We start from the raw sequence: 17,058 nt of genomic DNA, 5'->3' as shown, positions 1-17,058 counted from the left end.
CTTAATCTCTAAAATTCGTAAAGTTCAAAGCAATGTCTTTTACCTCTTTTTTCAAAAAGGCAATCACTTCTTGCAACGTATCACGCTTAGGTCCCGTTACTCTAATACTATCGCCATTAATCGATGCTTGAACTTTAAGTTTGGTATCTTTTATTTGTTTAATGATTTTCTTAGCCGCTTCTTTTTCGATGCCTTGAGAAATTTTTGCGTTTTGTTTAATTTTGTCCCCAGAAATTTTTTCCTTTGTGCCATAAACCAAGAAACGCAAGTCAACGCCTCGTTTCGCCAACTTTGAAATCAATATATCCTGAACTTGTTGTAATTTAAAATCATCTTCAGCATAAATTTGCATCTCACGCTCTTTATGCTCAATTCTCGAATCCGATCCTTTAAAATCAAAACGATTTTTAATTTCTTTATTTGCCTGATCGATGGCATTATTTACTTCTACTAAATCAGCTTCGCTAACCACATCAAATGATGGCATATTCGACCTCTTACTTAAACGGTTTTAACCCCCTTATTTTAACCTTTGCAACCGTACAAACCAAGAAAAATCTACCTATCACTCATTTATCTATTAATCATTTATTTAAAACAGGCTTCACAACTTGATCTTCACTACCCAACAACATGAACATAACGTTAAAGCAAATATCGTTCCCATCACGCTTAAAATCAGAGGCTAACAAGAGTAACCATCGTGTGTCTGTTATTCTGTGGATGTGAGTAAAACAGGCTTCACGACTTGATCTTCACTATCCAACAACATGAAATAACGTTAAAACAAATGTCGTTCCCATCACGCTTAAAATCAGAGGCCAGCAAGAGTAACCATCGTGTGTCTGTTATTCTGTGGATGTGAGTAAGTATGAGAACAATAAGGAGATACAAATAAAAAAACTGGGGTACAAGACCCCAGTTCTTTATCAAATGAACTTTTAGCAAAAAGCTTAAAATTCTGATGAGCGAAATTAGAAGCCGCCCATGCCCATACCACCCATATCAGGTGCAGCAGGCATTGCTGGTTTTTCTTCTGGTAATTCGCATACAGCAGCTTCAGTTGTCAATAACAAGCTCGCAACAGAAGCAGCGTTTTGTAATGCCGTACGAGTTACTTTAGTTGGATCAAGTACACCTTGTTCTACCAAATCACCGTACTCACCTGTTGCAGCGTTGTAACCAAAGTTACCTTTACCTTCTGCTACTTTGTTAACCACTACGCTTGGCTCATCACCAGCGTTTGCAACGATTGTACGCAATGGAGCTTCAACCGCACGAAGAATTAACTGGATACCTGCGTCTTGATCAGCATTCGCACCTTTCAAACCGCCTACTGCAGCTTTTGCACGAATCAATGCAACGCCACCGCCAGGAACGATACCTTCTTCAACTGCAGCACGAGTTGCATGAAGTGCATCTTCTACACGTGCTTTCTTCTCTTTCATTTCAACTTCGGTTGCCGCACCTACACGAATAACTGCTACACCGCCTGCCAACTTAGCAACACGTTCTTGAAGTTTTTCACGATCGTAATCAGAAGTTGACGTTTCGATCTGAGCACGGATTTGAGCTACACGACCCTCAATAGCTGCTGAATCACCAGCACCATCAATAATCGTTGTATTTTCTTTCGCCACTTCAATACGTTTTGCTTGACCCAAGTGTTCTAAAGTTGCTTTTTCCAAAGACATACCTGTTTCTTCAGAAATCACTGTACCGCCTGTTAGAATCGCGATATCTTCAAGCATTGCTTTACGACGATCACCAAAACCAGGTGCTTTTACCGCCGTTGTTTTCAAAATACCACGCATATTGTTGATCACAAGTGTTGCCAACGCTTCGCCTTCTACGTCTTCAGCGATAATCATCAATGGACGAGAAGATTTAGCAACTTGTTCTAACACTGGCAACAAATCACGGATATTGCTGATTTTCTTGTCATAAATTAGGACAAATGGATCTTCCAATGCAGCGATTTGTTTTTCTTGGTTATTGATAAAGTAAGGTGACAAATAGCCACGGTCAAACTGCATACCTTCAACCACGTCTAATTCGTTTTCTAATGACTTACCGTCTTCAACAGTAATCACACCTTCTTTGCCCACTTTTTCCATTGCCGCAGCAATAATTTCACCTACAGAAGTGTCGCTGTTTGCAGAGATAGAACCTACTTGAGCGATCTCTTTAGTAGTGGCACATGGTTTAGACTGTTTGTGAAGCTCTTCGATAATCGCAGCAACCGCTTTATCGATACCGCGTTTCAAATCCATTGGATTGATACCCGCTGCAACGTATTTCAAACCTTCTTCAACCACTGACTGAGCCAATACCGTTGCCGTTGTTGTACCATCACCTGCATTGTCATTAGTTTTAGAAGCCACTTCTTTAACTAACTGAGCACCAATATTCTCAAACTTGTCTTTTAGTTCAATTTCTTTAGCTACTGATACACCGTCTTTTGTTACCGTTGGAGCACCAAAAGAACGATCTAATACAACGTTACGACCTTTAGGACCTAATGTCGTTTTTACAGCATTTGCCAAAATATTTACGCCACGTACGATACGTACACGAGCATCATCACCAAATAATACTTGCTTTGCAGCCATCTTAGTCTTCCTTTAAATTCTTTACAATACTGATTGATAAAATAATTATTCCACTACAGCCAAGATTTCTTCTTCACGAATTACTAGCAATTCTTGACCATCTACTTTAACGCTTTGACCAGCGTATTTACCAAATAACACTTTATCGCCTACTTTCAAAGCAACAGGTACCACTTTACCGTCAACGGTTTTACCAGGACCAACAGCTAATACTTCACCTTGATCAGGTTTTTCTGCTGCACTATCTGGAATCACGATACCAGAAGCCGTTTTTGTTTCATTATCTAAACGCTTAATGATTACTCTGTCTTGCAAAGGACGCAATGCCATGAATAAACTCCTATTTTGAGAAATCAAATAAATAAAAAAAGCGGTTATCCGCACAGTTATCCTATAAGATAGGGGTTATTTTATAAAATTCAAGAGCAAAAAATATATTTTTTACATTTTTTCTTTTTTTTCTTATTTTCTAATCATCTAGTCACTATCAAAGAACATGCCCCGTCTCTTTTTAACCCGTTTCTTTTTCAACTTCTAGACTTAATCTCATGGCTTTGCTGACTTATCAACGCTATAATATGAGGCGATTGATAACGAGGACGACTATGAAGTTTACGGATTATTTACAACACAACTGGAAAACATCACAATTAGTTGTAGGGCTGGATCCCGATCCACAACGTATGCCTCAAAACGTCAATCTCAAAGATTTCTGCAAAGGTATTATCGACGCAACGGCTGATTATGTTTGTGCATTCAAACCACAAGTCGCCTATTTTTCATCTTTGGGCGAAGAAAACACATTGGTTCAGATATGCGACTACATCCGAAACTACTATCCGCACATTCCAATCATCCTAGATGCCAAACGTGGTGACATCGGTAGCACCGCCAAGCAATACGCAACTGAAGCCTTTGATCGGTATTTAGCACACAGCGTTACCGTTAACCCCTATATGGGTTTTGATTCAGTGGAACCTTATTTACAATGGGCTGATCGCGGTGTCATCATACTATGCCGAACCTCTAATCAAGGCGGATCTGATCTTCAATTTTTAACCATCACCCACCCCAACACTCAAAAACAAATACCTTTGTACCTCTATGTCGCTGAACTAGTCGCTCAAAAATGGAATACGACTGGACAATGTGGATTAGTCGTCGGTGCAACATTCCCCAATGAAATCGCTCAAGTCAGAGAACAAGTAGGCGACCAACTCCCCCTACTTATTCCGGGAATTGGTGCTCAAGGTGGCGATTTGCAAGCGACTGTTTCAGCGGGCAAAAACAAACAAAATCAAGGTATGTTAATTAATTCTTCTCGAGCAATTATTTACGCCAGTTCTCAAGCCGATTGGCAAGAAGCTGCCTCAAAAGCCGCCAGAGCGACTCAAGAAGCCATTCAGCATGCATTAGGTGAATAGAGGATCGGAAACAATGATAGTCAATAAACAACAAGATGTTGAGAATTAAAAAAAACACTTCATCGATTTGATTCATCTGCCTATCCAAGCAACTCTGATCATACTTCAACATATCTTTCAAATATGCTTGAAAACAGATCAGTCTAAGCATTCATGTATGTTTTAGGTCAAATAGCTAAACATCCAGCATCGCCATTTATCTCAAGAAAGCGGACTTAAACACGAGGGGCTTTATCAGAGCTTTTCCAGCATTATTCAATCACGATTTAAAACGATTTTAAAAATTATTCGTGCTTTAAAAATTTAGTACTTTGTAGTAGATATTATCTTTAACATCAATAAACAAACAATATAAATATGATTAATTATTTTTCTTTATTTTAATAAAAATCTTTTGTACAATTAAATTAATTAATATACCAAAATGGTAACTTATTTATGTTAATCACTAAATTTTTTGCGGATAATCTGTATAGTTTTGACAATGCTGAATTAGATTTAACAATTCAGCGTGAACCCAAGCGTTCAATCATCGATGCAGAATATTTAGAAGAACGCCCAAAATTCCGTTTTAAACGAGTGTGCATTTTGTCTGGTGCAAATGCCACGGGAAAAACAAACTTGGGTCGTCTTATGCACAGCGTTCAGCACTTTGTGGTTTCTCATGAAATAGAACCCATGGCAACGTACTTAAAGAAAATCGTCTCAGACGCTTCAAAAAAGGCTAGTGTACAGTTAGAATACGTAACACCTATAGATAATAAATTGCATTTGCTCGAAATAATATTGTTGCCAGAGAACACTTCTAAAGCATTGTTAATTAAATATCGTGCGATATTAATACCTAAAAATGCTACCGCTCAAGCTTCTCGCAAAAAATTGTTAAGTATAGACAGTACAGATGTATCCAGCAAGCAAAACAAAATCTACATTGAGGCAAACCCTCAACAAGACGATATAACATACCTTTCCAAAGTAATAGAAATTTGGAATCAAAATAAATCAGACACCGCCCTTTTTGGTTGGAGGTATTATTTATCCCATACCATCAACAAGCAAGAGATTCAAAAATCTGATATAAAAATTAATGTATTACAGAATATTCTCACTACATTTGATTCATCTATTGAAGAGGTGACAGAAATCTTTACCAAACAAGGAAAGGATAAGGAACCGACAGGATTTTTGATTAAATTTTCTAATTCTCATCAAGTGATTCTAGATATAGCTGGAGAAATGACGAATGGTAGCATGGAACGTTTATCCAAAGGAACCTATGAAGCCATCCATGTCGCAAACTTTGTATCTCGTGTTTTTTCAGACCGTGACTACATCCAATCAAAGAATAACACGATTTCTTTAACATATTATCTTGATGAATCTATGGCATTTTCACACACAGAATTAGAAATTGCCGTTGTTAATTTAATCGTACAAAAATTACCAAGATTTGCTCAATTTTTCTACACCACCCATAATCATGATATTTTAGAAATGGCCTATCCTACTCATACCTATGCGTTTCTAGCAAAGAAAAGAGATGGGAAAACTCATTTTATTCAACCCGAGCATTTATTTAAAAGAAATGATCGCCAATTAATAAATTATGTAAAAAATAACGTTTTTCATACACTCCCCAAAACCACAGGTATTGATAAATTACTTGATTATTAGATCTTAAATTCCCGCTTTTTTATACCTCACAACAATCCCACCAACTAAAGTTGGTGGGATTGCTTTTTATAAAGTAATATTTAACGCTGTTAAAATATTTTTCTGCATTTTGGTTAGTGGAGCGGTGGTCGATCTCAGTTTTCCTTTATAGGTGTTAATCTTTTTCAGCTCCTTAATACTTCTTTTCAATCCTATATTTTTAGTTAATTCATGACTCGATAAGCAATGAATCATGTGCATTCTAAGGATTAATGCAATAAACCCTATAAATAACTTACCTTCCACTCTATCGCCTGAGTGAACACGTAATCGACTAAAGTCTAGACCATTTTTTAAATTATCAAACGCTTTTTCGATAAGCCCCTTTTTTCGATACACGTGTAATGCCGTTTCCGCATCCAATGATGGATGATTGGTAATGAGAACAATAAATCCTAATCGACTTATCGCTAGATCAATGGCTTCATTATTGGGCTCATACGCCAGATCGAGGTCTTTAGACTGTGTGACGTTAAATAATGCCGTCAATCCTGGTCTAACGAGTTTCTTGGTTTTTTGTAGTAGCTTTAATTCCTGTTCCTTTCTATCTAGGTCGTTATAAAAACTAACCAGTTGCTGATTGAATAAATCCTGATCCTTAATCACATGAGCTTTTAACTTTAACCCTTGAAGCGTGATATCAAGCGTTTTCGCTCTTTTTTGTGGGTTACTGAGTCTATCGACGTGCTTAAAACCTATGGCGTTACACTTATCGATTAAATCATCATACGTTTTTAAATTCGACGGTAAAAGTGTCAGAAACTCAATGCCTCTACGTTCAAGATCTTTAAATGTCTCGCTTCGATGAAACCCTTGATCCATCACCAAACTGATTTTTTTATCAATAGTATCCTGCATCATTTCAATCGCATAAGGCAGGTAGGTTTTATCATTCAGACTGCCTGAATACCAATCATACAGTAATGGTAAATGAACATTACGATCTAATAAAACAGAGAGATTAATCTGCCTTAACAGCTCCTTATCTCGGTTATACCCCAGTTCTAGCTCATCAATATTCTCACTGTAAGATGAAATGCTGGTCACATCATAAGCGTAAAACGCTGAATTAAAACATTTAGAGTTTGACCACTTGTTTTTAAACTCCTCAATGTCGACAGGCATAATACCTTCAAAAAATTCACTTAACCTTTGTGAATTTTTTTGAAATCTCTCAGGTATTCTATGGTCTTGTGCCCAGTCCTTAAACCCCTCCATAACATTGCCTTCAGGCACCATATAACCAGCCAGATGACTAATTAATTCGGCCTCGTCTCCAAATATATTTAAAAGAATATCGCTAATCCCAAGTTGACGAAAAATGTTCATATAACAACTCACATATCCCGTCGAATACTCGTTAGATAGTTTGTGTGTCTTAGGCATTGGCTTATCAAAAATAACAAAATAATTTTTATTGGGAATGAGAAACCCTGTTTCCTCATCTAACTTCCCAATCAACGTGTCATTCGTTCTTTTAACTTTTTTATTCTCATCTCGATAACACTTTCCTCGTTTATAGAGGTATATGCCACTTTTCGTTTTTTGCTTTCTTAAACCAACATCAGGTAATGGGTACAGTTGCTTAATCATCTTTATTCTGTATGGTAGATATTGAAGTTACAATTTATTATATATTGTACCATACTAAATAAAAAAAATAAAAGATTTTTTGTTAATATTCATAACAAAAAATCTTTTTGATACTGAAGTATGGTATAGAATTACGGGAATTTAAGTTAGATAGTGAGGTATTAATGAGTCGCCATCGTAAACAATTATTTATCGTTGAGGGAGAAACTGAAGAAGTATTTTTATCAGAAATACTAGAAGTACCTGGCAAAATTGTCATATTAAATTTATGGCAAGAAAATCTGAAAAAACATATAGCCAAATACAACAAAAGTAACACATTTGTCGTATTTGATGTAGATTCATTGGATCCACGAAAAATAGAAACAATGTGTAAAAACCTGCAGTTACTCAAAGAGATGAAGCTACTTGCAGGTTTAATGCAACAGACTGAAAATTTCGAAGAAGAACTGATTAGATGTTGCCGTCATATTAAGTCTGCTCAAAAATTATGTGACGTATTTGGAGCAGTCTCTTTATCAGAATTTAAAAATAAATTTATATCAACAGGAGGAAAGTCCATTAAAAAGTTAAACGATCATGGATTTAATCGAGAGCTTTTGTGGACGGGTCAATTAATTCCAGAACTTAAAGAATACAAAACTTACCAAGTTACACACAACCATCTAAAAAGGAAGAAAATAATATCCTAATTTTTTGTGACAGCGGAATTTCGTGAAAACTTCGTGAAAACTTTTTTTTAAAAAATACGATTTTACTGGATAAAAAAACAGCAAATCAAGTTTTTTTTGGGGGGGGGGGATGAAAAAACCTGTATTTTCAAACACTTATTAAATTTATAGCTGTTTAAAAATACAGGGTTCTAAAATATTGTGGTGGGCTGGCCGGGACTCGAACCCGGGACCAACGGATTAAAAGTCCGCTGCTCTACCAACTGAGCTACCAGCCCAATCGCTTAAAGACTGTTATTATGAACCTTTATTAAGCACTTGTCAACACCTACTGCTTTTTTAAGGCTAGAGTGTTGTAAAAACCACTCATTTCATTCTTATTAAATCGTTCACTTTCTTTTTTTCTTTGAACGTTTCTGCATCAGCAATAGTGCATTTTCTTTAACTTTTGACGATCGTTTTGGAGGCAATGCATCGACATCAAAATCAAAACCTTTATGCTGACGTTTTCTAGACACTGTAGAAGTACTGACATCTTCAACCTCACTTGTGCGATATTGAAACAAAGCAGGTAAGGTATTTTTATTTATTTTTTTCGTTTTCTTATCCTGTGTTTTAAGCACTTTGGCGGTTGTGTTTACCTCTTTGAGAGTAGAAACGCGTTTATTTTTTGCTTTGACACCCTCTAATTTTTTATGAGATGTTTTTGAATGCTCGGTTTTAACAGCTTTAATATTCTTTTTGCTTGTTTTAACCGTTTTCAACTCAAAGCCCTGCTTCACTTTAGCGACCGCGGCATCGTGAGTCTTAGCAGCTTTCTCAACCGTTTTCAACTCAAAACCCTGCTTCACTTTAGCAACCGCAGCATCGTGAGTCTTAGTGGCTTTCTCAACCGTTTTCGATGTTTTTTTCTTCACATCAGTTTTATTTTTTCTTGCGTTTTCTTTAGGCTGTGTACCTGCATGTCGGCCTTTGGATGTTTTAATGGATTTTGAGTGCTGTTCAGGATTAAGCAAACGCTCAATCATCGCCCATTTCTTTTCATCCGTAGGTGTAATCAAATTCAGTGCAAAACCATTAGCTCCAGCCCTTGCCGTACGTCCAATACGATGCACATAGTCTTCTGGACATTGCGGTAAATCATAGTTAATCACGTGATTGACATGAGAAATATCCAATCCTCTTGCAGCAATATCAGTAGCCACCAAAATCGGAAATTTTCCTTTACGATAGTTTTCCACCACACGTTGTCGTTTACTTTGAGGCAAATCACCATGTAATGCAAACGCCTTATAACCCTCTCTAAAAAGACGTTGAGCCATTCTATCCGCCCCGTTTTTCGTACGTGTAAAAATGATCATACTCCCCTCACGATTGGCCAACTCATCCAACAACGTGTCAAATTTTGCACCACTACTGATGAAACGATTTTCTTGTTCAATTTTCTTTGCCACGGAGGAGACTGGATCGACGGCAATTTCTTTTGGTTGGTTTAAATATTTTTTTGATAATTCCAAAATCGATTTAGGAAATGTCGCTGAAAACAATAAAGTTTGATGTTTAGGCAAGTGTTGAATAATCTCATCAATCTGAGGAACAAAGCCCATATCCAGCATTCTGTCTGTTTCATCTAACACCAAATATTGTGTATCAAACAACTTCAAACTACCGCGTTTAATGTGATCATTGACACGTCCAGGCGTACCCACAATAACTCTGGCTTGCCGTTTTAACTGCGAAATCTGTTTGGGCATCGATTCTCCACCGATTAATAATGCGGTCGCGATCTTAATTTTTTTACCCAAAAACTTTTTTAACTCATCATGAACTTGCAAAGCCAATTCGCGAGTGGGTGTTAGAACCAATGCCGTTCCTGTTGGTCGTTTCATGACATAACTAACCAAAGGAATACCAAAAGCACCTGTTTTTCCTGTTCCTGTTTGTGCCGAACCGAGTACGTCATGCCCTGCCAATACCAAGGGAATAGCTTGTGCTTGAATAGGAGTTGGCTGAGTAAATTTTATGTGTTTTAAATTATTTAATAAGGCTTCTGGCAGCCCCATGCTTTCAAATGATGTCATGTCTTTCCTTGAATACACTATTTGATAATATTAGATTTATTGTTAGTGATGATTATTAGGACAATAAAGATATGAATAAATAGTGTCAAATGATAAAAAAACTCTATTGTTCCCTATTTAACAAAGAATAGCAAGCGACTATTATTTTTTTTATATTTTTCAACAATTTTTACATCCATTCAGTAATAAAAAGCAACATTTGTGTATTAATTTTACTTCCTAAGTTCTCAATAGCCTCATCATTGACCCAATATAAAACCTCGCACTCTTTAAAAACAAAAACCATTCTTATAAAAAAGAAGACATTTCAATGAGACAAAAAATCATTTAAGTCACAGCACTTTTCATACAAACATAAGAGGCAGTAACCCACCCTCTTCAATAGCAACAAGGCAGATACACTTTTGTCCATCGTTCACGATGGCATTAAGTCACCGGGCACATCCAGCATTTGTATCGGAATATTCAGTTGTTTTAAAAGTCGATAAAGTTCCTCATACATTGGCTCTCGAAATAGGGAGTGGTTCAGTTGAAGGCTGTAGATTTTAGTATGAGGAAAACGATGTACATTAATCGCGGCGGTACTAGTAAACGTAAAAATCTCGTATTGAGTAGTCGGATTAGTTTTAAGTTCTTGCAACAACCAATCTTCAAATATCAAAGGTGTTTGAATAATATCTATATTTTTCAATGATATGGGGGGGGTAGTAACAAAGAATGATGCGGAAAATAATGATTTATTTTTAAACTATTCATCACAAATTCCGCTAAACGCAAATCAAGTGTATTGTTTTTGAAAATAGGCTGTCCCAAAAACAATGATTTAGTCACTGCGGATCGCTCACTTTGATCTGACTGACTTTCTTCTGAAGTTGGCCATAACTCGATAGCCTGAGTTCGTGGCGTAATATTGGGCAAATCTGGAAACAATGTATGATGACATTGAGATAAGTTACGCAGATCCTGAGTTTGATAACGAACACCTTGACGCAAATTTCTCAAACTATTTATCAATAATTTAGGTTCATAAAAACAGCTTTTTGAAACTAAATTAATCGTACCATCATCGAACGTCTCTAAACGTTTAAACTTAATTTTACTCAGTGGATACTGAACATGAATATTGTCAATGCTAGCCACTAATACCACATCGTATCGAGAACGGAAATTTTTAAGTACACTTGATAAATATCGACTCGGCTTCAGCTCTTTATTAGGCGTAACAAAGAAATGATGCTGCCGACACAAAGGTTTCAACTTATCAAAATATTCTTGGAATTTTGTACGATTTGCCAGTGGATAACAAAACATTAATAGATCTGTCTCATAATGAGGATTGGCTTCAATCAAATGCTTTGCAATAAGTGCTTGCAGCGGGGTATGACATATAAATAAACGTGTTGGCATTAAAATCCACTCTTTTTATAAGATGCATCCGTATCTAGTGTAGATAAAGATAAAACTTTCCATTTTATCATTCAACGCTTTGAATACTTACTCATTTAAACATGAATACAGAAAATGATTACCGTTTTAGCAAACTCGTCTGCATAACATTCTCTATCAACCTATTTTTCATCTTCCCTCGTCCCCTAAAAAAATCCTAGCATGCACCCTCATATCATCAACTATCCAAATCACCTAAAACCCCCATCTTCTCAAACGATTCATCCCTCAAAACACCAAAAGTTGTTTAGCATTGATTTTTTCTTCTTTAACGGGCACTTCACCTAATAAACACTGCATTTGAGCGTATTGTTTTTCAGTTACTTCCAAACATCGTATTGATCCCTCTTCTGGCAATGCTTCTTTTAATCGTCGATAATGTTTTTGTAGCACATCCCTACTTCTAACAACACTCCCTAATCTGTACGCCTCATCCAAACGCTCTAAAACGTCACTCTATCCTCTCCAGAAACCCTGTCAAACACCATTTTCTCATATCATTTATCATGCACATGAAATTACAAATTAGTAATAAAATGGGGATACCCATAATATCGAGAACGATTATGCAAACATTTGAACAGGAATTTTTCACGCACAAACGCGTTAATTGGCAAAGTTTGATTCCTTTTGGATTTAAGTTGCATCAAGGAATCTATGAGTATCGTGAACAGTTGATGAAGCATCCGTTCGAAGCGATTATTCAAATCGATCCCAACGGCGTTTTAACAGGGAAAGTATGGGATACCGAGATGCAAACGGAATACATTAATTTTCGTTTACCTCAGCAAGTCGGGGCCTTTGTTGCAGAGATTCGCCAAGCCTATAGTGAGATTTTGAAAAAAATAGCAGAACACTGTTTTACCGAGCAATACGGCACTTCCTTACAGTCACAGCGTATTACCGCTAAACTTCCCGCTCCCGATCACCCTTTTAAAAAGTATCCTGAATTTGTCGCTTTTCGTTCGCCTGTGAATCAAAAATGGTACGGCTTGCTGATGACAATTACTTATGAACAACTGGACTTTACCGCCAAAGCAACGCCTATCCACGATCGTTCACAAAAAGTGGATGTGTTGAATGTAAAAGTCAATCCCGATTTAATTCCAAAATGCTTTAAACAAGCGGGCGTTTACCCCAGTTATCACATGAACAAAAAACATTGGGTCAGTCTAACATTAGATGATCAGCTCAGCGATGAAGAGGTTTTTGAGTGGTTAGCTGAAAGCAAAAAAATGGTTGAATCATAAAAGAAGATACTTATTACCGTATCTTCTTATTATCACTAGTTCAAATCGCCCTATTACTCAACTTTGACAGCACCTGTTTTCACTAAATCTTGAAAACCGCCTAAATTCTGCACGTGCGTGTAACCTGCTTGTTGTAAAGCGATTTGGGCCAGCTCTGAACGGCGACCACTACGACAATACAACAAAATTCGATCAGCCTTATCCAAACCCGCTTCTTGAGCTAATGTCACAATATCTTGATAAGGCATGTTGGCTGCATTCACAATATGTCCAGTTTGATATTCTTGTGCCGTACGCACATCAATCCATATCGTCTTTGACCAAGCTGGAGCTGCCATCAATAACAAGCCACTAAACAACCATGCTTTCATCTTTACACCTCAGTTTGATCAGATGGTTTGAGCTGTGCATAAGCATCCATCACACGTGCAGAGTACACCATGGCGGCTCCTGCATTCATGGCAACCGCAACACCTAAAGCTGCTGCAATTTCTTCTTCACTACATCCTGCCTGAATAGCTGCTTGTGTATGCACATCAATACACCCATCACAACGTGTTGTCACCGCACAGGCTAAAGCAATCAATTCGCGCGTTTTGGTATCCAACACGCCATCAGCATTCGCTTGTGATAAAGTTTGGTAACCTTTCATCGTATCGGGAGATAAACGAGCAAAAATTCCTAAACGTTTCGTCAATTTTGTTTTATAGCCTTTCCAATCTAACATTTTGACTCCTATCTAAAAAATATTGTTCATTACTAAACATTAAGCTTATCTTTTGATATAAAATGCTTCAAATGAAATCATATCGAAAAAATGCTTTTTTGGCTATACCACATGATAAAAAATAGACCAAATCATAAAAACAAAGGAAATATGTATGTTTTTAAAGTTCTTCAAACAATTATTTGGATCCCAATCATCAAATAAAAATATCGATCAAAAAAGTTCACCAGCCACCCAAGAACAAACAAATAGGCAGTCTGAATCGATTAAAGAAGCAAGCAAAACAACTTCCACTGCAAATGAACAAGCAGCAAATGATCTTTACGATCGTGGGACCGAATATCTTAATCAAGAAAACTACAAAGAGGCCCAGCAGCACTTTAAACTCGCTGCCGATTTAGGGCATACCGAAGCCAAAACGTTTTTAGGTTTAATGTATGAACAAGGTCTTGGTATTGATCCCGATCCTCAAAAAGCACTACATTATTATCAGCTTGCTGCGGACGAAGGCTCAGCGAAAGGACAGTTTTTATTGGCTTGTACTTATGTGGAAGCCACGATCGTTTCTCAGGATTATCAGAAAGCTATAACCTATTTTCAACGCTCAGCCGACCAAGGATATCCTGATGCACTATGCAATTTGGCATGGATGCATAGCAAAGGTTATGGCGTGGAAAAAGATGAGAAGAAGGCACTACACTACTTTCAGCAGGCTGCAGATAAAGGCTCAGCAAATGCACATTTAAATATAGGGCTAATGTACACTTATTCTGACATCATTGGGAAAAATCCTGAGCTGGCCTTACGTCATTTTCAAATTGCAGCCGACCAAGGTAATGCCAGTGCTCAATCAAATCTAGCAGCTATGTACGGGAATGGGACGGCGGGTCATGTTGATTATGAAAAAGCCTTACATTATTTTAAATTAGCAGCTGATCAAGGCGTGACCGCCGCCATATTAAGTTTAGGCATTATGCACCAGTCAGGCAGTGGTGTTGAGATCGATGACCAAAAAGCCGTTGAATATTTCCGTGTTGCGGCCGAGCAAGGTTCTGCCGATGCACATTTTAGATTAGGCACCGCTTATGAATTCGGAGAAGGTGTCACTGCTGATATTAAAGAGGCCATCCAACATTATGAAATTGCCGCCGATTTAGGACATCCAGAAGCACAACTTGAACTCGGTTACAAGCATTATAACGGCTATGGTATGCCCATTAATCTTGACAAAGCAGTAAGTTATTTCACACTTGCAGCCGATCAAGGTGTGGCAGAAGCTCAATTTGGTTTGGGAAGACTATACTCAGTAGGACGAGGTGTGTCTCAAGATTTTGAGAAAGCTCTTTTTTACTATCACTTGGCAGCTGAACAAGAGTACTTACCCGCTCATATCAATCTTGGATATATGTATCATAATGGTGAAGGAGTTCCTAAAGATTTTGAAAAAGCCTTTCAATATTGGAAAGAAGCGGCCGATCGTGGTAATAAAGTCGGCCTACACAATGTCGCCAGTATGTTTGAGAATGGAAAAGGCGTGACACAAGATTTACAAAAAGCAGCGAAATACTACCACCTTGCTGCCGATCAAGGATCAGGATCTTCACAATTTCGTTTAGCCAAAATCTACCATGAGGGTCGTGGCGTGGCTCAAAACGATAAGATTGCTATCAAATATGCTCGGCTCGCTGCTGATCAAAAAAATGAAGAAGCCATCGCTTTCTTAAAAGAGCTAGGCATATCTCACTAATTGAAAAAGGTTAGGCTTTACGGCTTAACCCTTTGCCGCCTAATAACACAGGCAAAAACATTTGCTTCGTATCTTTTTTATTAAGTTTAGAGATGGGTTTAGCGGGTGTTTCTTTCGGGCTTTCACTCGCCTGATAAGGACGGTAATAGAAGTCATCAATCGGTTGTTGACGAGCAGCACCGCGATAAAAAAAGACAGAGGGAATCGTTAACTGTGTCAACGGTATCTCTTTACCAATCACCCGACACACCTCTGAAAGTGAGGTTTTATCAGCTTCATCAACTAATGATATAGCAATACCTTTTTCACCAGCTCGTCCTGTTCTACCAATACGATGAACATAATCTTCTGGATTCAAAGGCAAATCAACATTAATCACGGCAGGTAGCTTAGCCACATCCAGTCCTCTAGCTGCTACATCCGTGGCTACAAGTACTTGAATATCACCCGTTTTAAATCCATCCAATGTCTTTGTGCGTTCTAATTGACTTTTATCACCATGAATCGCTTCACATGAAATCCCTTCCTGCTTTAGTTTTCTAACCAAACTATCGACACTGGTTTTGCGGTTTAAAAAGATGATGACCTGTTTTAAATCACGCGAACAAATCAAATAATGAACCGCCGCATCCTTTAATTCTTGAGGCACGTTGTAGGCTATCTGTTCGATGTTTTCTGAGGTTGCATTTTGAGGAGCAACATTAATTTCCACAGGTTGATTTAAAAAACGACGTGCTAATTTTCGGATTTCAGGACTAAACGTAGCCGAAAATAACAAGCCTTGTCGCTGATCGGGCAAGTATGTTTGAATTTTTTCTAGATCTGGTGCAAAGCCCATATCTAACATTCTGTCTGCTTCATCCAACACTAAAATATCAAGCTGAGAAAGTTGTAAAACATTTTGTGACAATAAATCGATCAAACGTCCAGGTGTCGCAATCACGACTTCACACCCTTTTTGCAACTCGATTTTTTGCTGCTTAATATCAACCCCGCCATACACGACCACAGCACGCAAAGCACAATAACGACTGTATTCTTTGATGTTTTCGTAAACTTGTTCTGCCAACTCTCGTGTCGGAGTTAAAATCAAAGCTCTTACAGGATGTTTTGCTGGTGAAGTACTAGAATTAGCAAAAGGCATCAATCGTTCTAATAAAGGCAAAGCAAAGGCCGCCGTTTTACCCGTTCCAGTTTGTGCCGCTCCCATCACATCTAAACCTTTTAGAATAATAGGAATTGCCTGTTGTTGAATCGGAGTGGGATGTGTGTACGCCTCAATCGCTTTTAAAATTAGAGGATGTAGATTAAAGGCTGAAAATGTTTCTGTGCTAGATATGCTAGGCATATAGTGTAATTTGAATAAATCGATAAAGAACCATTGTACAATATATACCCATCATTGGTCGGAGTTTAAAAATGAAAGACGATAAAATTATTGAAGTAGATGCAAACGATTTGCCTTTAAGTTGCCCACCTAAAGATACTCCAGCATGGAACTTACATCCTCGCGTTTATTTAGATATTACCGATACTGGCGAAGTGACCTGTCCTTATTGTGATAAACATTACAAACTAAAAGACGGTGTTAAAGTTCATTCACATTAAGTCACCTGCGTTTTTTTTCCACCATCACCGCATGGTTGAAAACGACTGATGATGCATCAGTTCAAACAAATTTCATCGCATGCTAACTCAAATAAGCTCGCTATCTATGCGGGCTTTTTTATAAAAAAATGCTAGTACTTTAAGCATACTAGCAAAAGAGTTTTCCATTCTTTAACCCATCCATCA

The 17,058-nt window shown here is 37.6% G+C and carries 18 protein-coding genes and 1 tRNA gene; 7 read left to right on the top strand and 12 right to left on the bottom strand.

Translation table 11 applies throughout. From position 1 onward, the window contains the following. Position 1: 1 nt before the first annotated feature. The 3 genes from IX83_RS02780 to IX83_RS02770 all read right to left on the bottom strand — a co-directional run bounded on the left by IX83_RS02780 (position 2) and on the right by IX83_RS02770 (position 2,942). Entirely contained in the window at positions 2 to 487 is a 486-nt protein-coding gene (locus IX83_RS02780) for a YajQ family cyclic di-GMP-binding protein (protein WP_038498959.1), read from the bottom strand. A gap of 487 nt (positions 488 to 974) precedes the next feature. Then, positions 975 to 2,612, bottom strand: a complete 1,638-nt coding sequence (gene groL / locus IX83_RS02775) for a chaperonin GroEL (RefSeq protein ID WP_038498956.1) — start codon at positions 2,610 to 2,612, stop codon at positions 975 to 977. A gap of 45 nt (positions 2,613 to 2,657) precedes the next feature. Continuing rightward, the gene (locus tag IX83_RS02770) at positions 2,658 to 2,942 is read right to left on the bottom strand and encodes a co-chaperone GroES (protein WP_038498953.1); all 285 of its coding nucleotides are present in this window, start codon (positions 2,940 to 2,942) and stop codon (positions 2,658 to 2,660) included. A 275-nt stretch (positions 2,943 to 3,217) separates the two neighbouring features. On the opposite strand from IX83_RS02770, the gene pyrF reads away from it, so the two are divergent. The 3 genes from pyrF to IX83_RS02760 all read left to right on the top strand — a co-directional run bounded on the left by pyrF (position 3,218) and on the right by IX83_RS02760 (position 5,710). Beyond that, complete coding sequence (gene pyrF / locus IX83_RS02765) at positions 3,218 to 4,036, top strand: orotidine-5'-phosphate decarboxylase (RefSeq protein WP_038498950.1); 819 nt, start codon at positions 3,218 to 3,220, stop codon at positions 4,034 to 4,036. Positions 4,037 to 4,217: 181 nt separating this feature from the next. Then, positions 4,218 to 4,343: a helix-turn-helix domain-containing protein gene (locus tag IX83_RS09170; RefSeq protein ID WP_392387056.1), complete on the top strand. Its 126-nt coding sequence runs from the start codon at positions 4,218 to 4,220 to the stop codon at positions 4,341 to 4,343. A 131-nt stretch (positions 4,344 to 4,474) separates the two neighbouring features. Continuing rightward, positions 4,475 to 5,710: an AAA family ATPase gene (locus tag IX83_RS02760; RefSeq protein WP_038498947.1), complete on the top strand. Its 1,236-nt coding sequence runs from the start codon at positions 4,475 to 4,477 to the stop codon at positions 5,708 to 5,710. 66 nt (positions 5,711 to 5,776) lie between these two features. Here IX83_RS02760 and IX83_RS02755 read toward each other — a convergent pair whose 3' ends face one another. After that, positions 5,777 to 7,342 (bottom strand): IS1634 family transposase, encoded by a 1,566-nt coding sequence (locus tag IX83_RS02755; protein WP_038498944.1) that lies wholly within the window; start codon positions 7,340 to 7,342, stop codon positions 5,777 to 5,779. Positions 7,343 to 7,506: 164 nt separating this feature from the next. Here IX83_RS02755 and IX83_RS02750 point away from each other — a divergent pair, with 164 nt between their 5' ends. Continuing rightward, positions 7,507 to 8,034, top strand: coding sequence for a hypothetical protein (locus IX83_RS02750; RefSeq protein WP_038498941.1), 528 nt, complete (start codon positions 7,507 to 7,509; stop codon positions 8,032 to 8,034). A 181-nt stretch (positions 8,035 to 8,215) separates the two neighbouring features. On the opposite strand, the gene IX83_RS02745 is transcribed toward IX83_RS02750, so the two are convergent. The 5 genes from IX83_RS02745 to cas2 form a co-directional block, all read right to left on the bottom strand. Continuing rightward, positions 8,216 to 8,291, bottom strand: a tRNA-Lys gene (locus IX83_RS02745). Positions 8,292 to 8,402: 111 nt separating this feature from the next. Then, entirely contained in the window at positions 8,403 to 10,094 is a 1,692-nt protein-coding gene (locus tag IX83_RS08530) for a DEAD/DEAH box helicase (RefSeq protein WP_051919133.1), read from the bottom strand. Positions 10,095 to 10,509: 415 nt separating this feature from the next. After that, positions 10,510 to 10,785, bottom strand: a complete 276-nt coding sequence (locus tag IX83_RS09165; RefSeq protein WP_158074707.1) for a glycosyltransferase family 52 — start codon at positions 10,783 to 10,785, stop codon at positions 10,510 to 10,512. Continuing rightward, positions 10,782 to 11,501 carry a glycosyltransferase family 52 gene (locus IX83_RS09075; protein WP_038498939.1) on the bottom strand — a complete coding sequence of 240 codons (720 nt, stop codon included), beginning with the start codon at positions 11,499 to 11,501 and terminating at the stop codon, positions 10,782 to 10,784. Before IX83_RS09075 ends, IX83_RS09165 begins: the two co-directional genes overlap by 4 nt. A 267-nt stretch (positions 11,502 to 11,768) precedes the next feature. After that, a complete protein-coding gene (cas2, locus tag IX83_RS08790) occupies positions 11,769 to 11,978 on the bottom strand; it encodes a CRISPR-associated endonuclease Cas2 (RefSeq protein WP_077315879.1) in 210 nt (69 codons plus the stop codon). A 128-nt stretch (positions 11,979 to 12,106) separates the two neighbouring features. Here cas2 and IX83_RS02725 point away from each other — a divergent pair, with 128 nt between their 5' ends. After that, positions 12,107 to 12,790 carry an MmcQ/YjbR family DNA-binding protein gene (locus IX83_RS02725; protein WP_051919128.1) on the top strand — a complete coding sequence of 228 codons (684 nt, stop codon included), beginning with the start codon at positions 12,107 to 12,109 and terminating at the stop codon, positions 12,788 to 12,790. A gap of 53 nt (positions 12,791 to 12,843) precedes the next feature. Here the strand turns inward: IX83_RS02725 and IX83_RS02720 are convergent, their stop codons facing one another. Next, the gene (locus IX83_RS02720) at positions 12,844 to 13,161 is read right to left on the bottom strand and encodes a rhodanese-like domain-containing protein (protein WP_051919127.1); all 318 of its coding nucleotides are present in this window, start codon (positions 13,159 to 13,161) and stop codon (positions 12,844 to 12,846) included. A 2-nt stretch (positions 13,162 to 13,163) separates the two neighbouring features. Further along, positions 13,164 to 13,517 carry a carboxymuconolactone decarboxylase family protein gene (locus tag IX83_RS02715; RefSeq protein WP_038498936.1) on the bottom strand — a complete coding sequence of 118 codons (354 nt, stop codon included), beginning with the start codon at positions 13,515 to 13,517 and terminating at the stop codon, positions 13,164 to 13,166. Between the two features lie 154 nt (positions 13,518 to 13,671). Here IX83_RS02715 and IX83_RS02710 point away from each other — a divergent pair, with 154 nt between their 5' ends. Continuing rightward, on the top strand, positions 13,672 to 15,264 hold the full coding sequence (locus IX83_RS02710) for an SEL1-like repeat protein (protein WP_051919126.1): 1,593 nt from the start codon (positions 13,672 to 13,674) through the stop codon (positions 15,262 to 15,264). A gap of 10 nt (positions 15,265 to 15,274) precedes the next feature. On the opposite strand, the gene IX83_RS02705 is transcribed toward IX83_RS02710, so the two are convergent. Beyond that, positions 15,275 to 16,612, bottom strand: coding sequence for a DEAD/DEAH box helicase (locus IX83_RS02705; RefSeq protein ID WP_038498933.1), 1,338 nt, complete (start codon positions 16,610 to 16,612; stop codon positions 15,275 to 15,277). 71 nt (positions 16,613 to 16,683) lie between these two features. Here IX83_RS02705 and IX83_RS02700 point away from each other — a divergent pair, with 71 nt between their 5' ends. Then, positions 16,684 to 16,872 carry a zinc-finger domain-containing protein gene (locus IX83_RS02700; protein WP_038498930.1) on the top strand — a complete coding sequence of 63 codons (189 nt, stop codon included), beginning with the start codon at positions 16,684 to 16,686 and terminating at the stop codon, positions 16,870 to 16,872. Positions 16,873 to 17,058 lie beyond the last annotated feature (186 nt).

Origin of the sequence: Basilea psittacipulmonis DSM 24701, assembly GCF_000743945.1 — a bacterium.
Classification (GTDB): domain Bacteria; phylum Pseudomonadota; class Gammaproteobacteria; order Burkholderiales; family Burkholderiaceae_B; genus Basilea; species Basilea psittacipulmonis.
The sequence above is the reverse complement of the archived record's forward strand: the minus strand, read 5'-3'. Positions and strand labels throughout refer to the sequence as shown.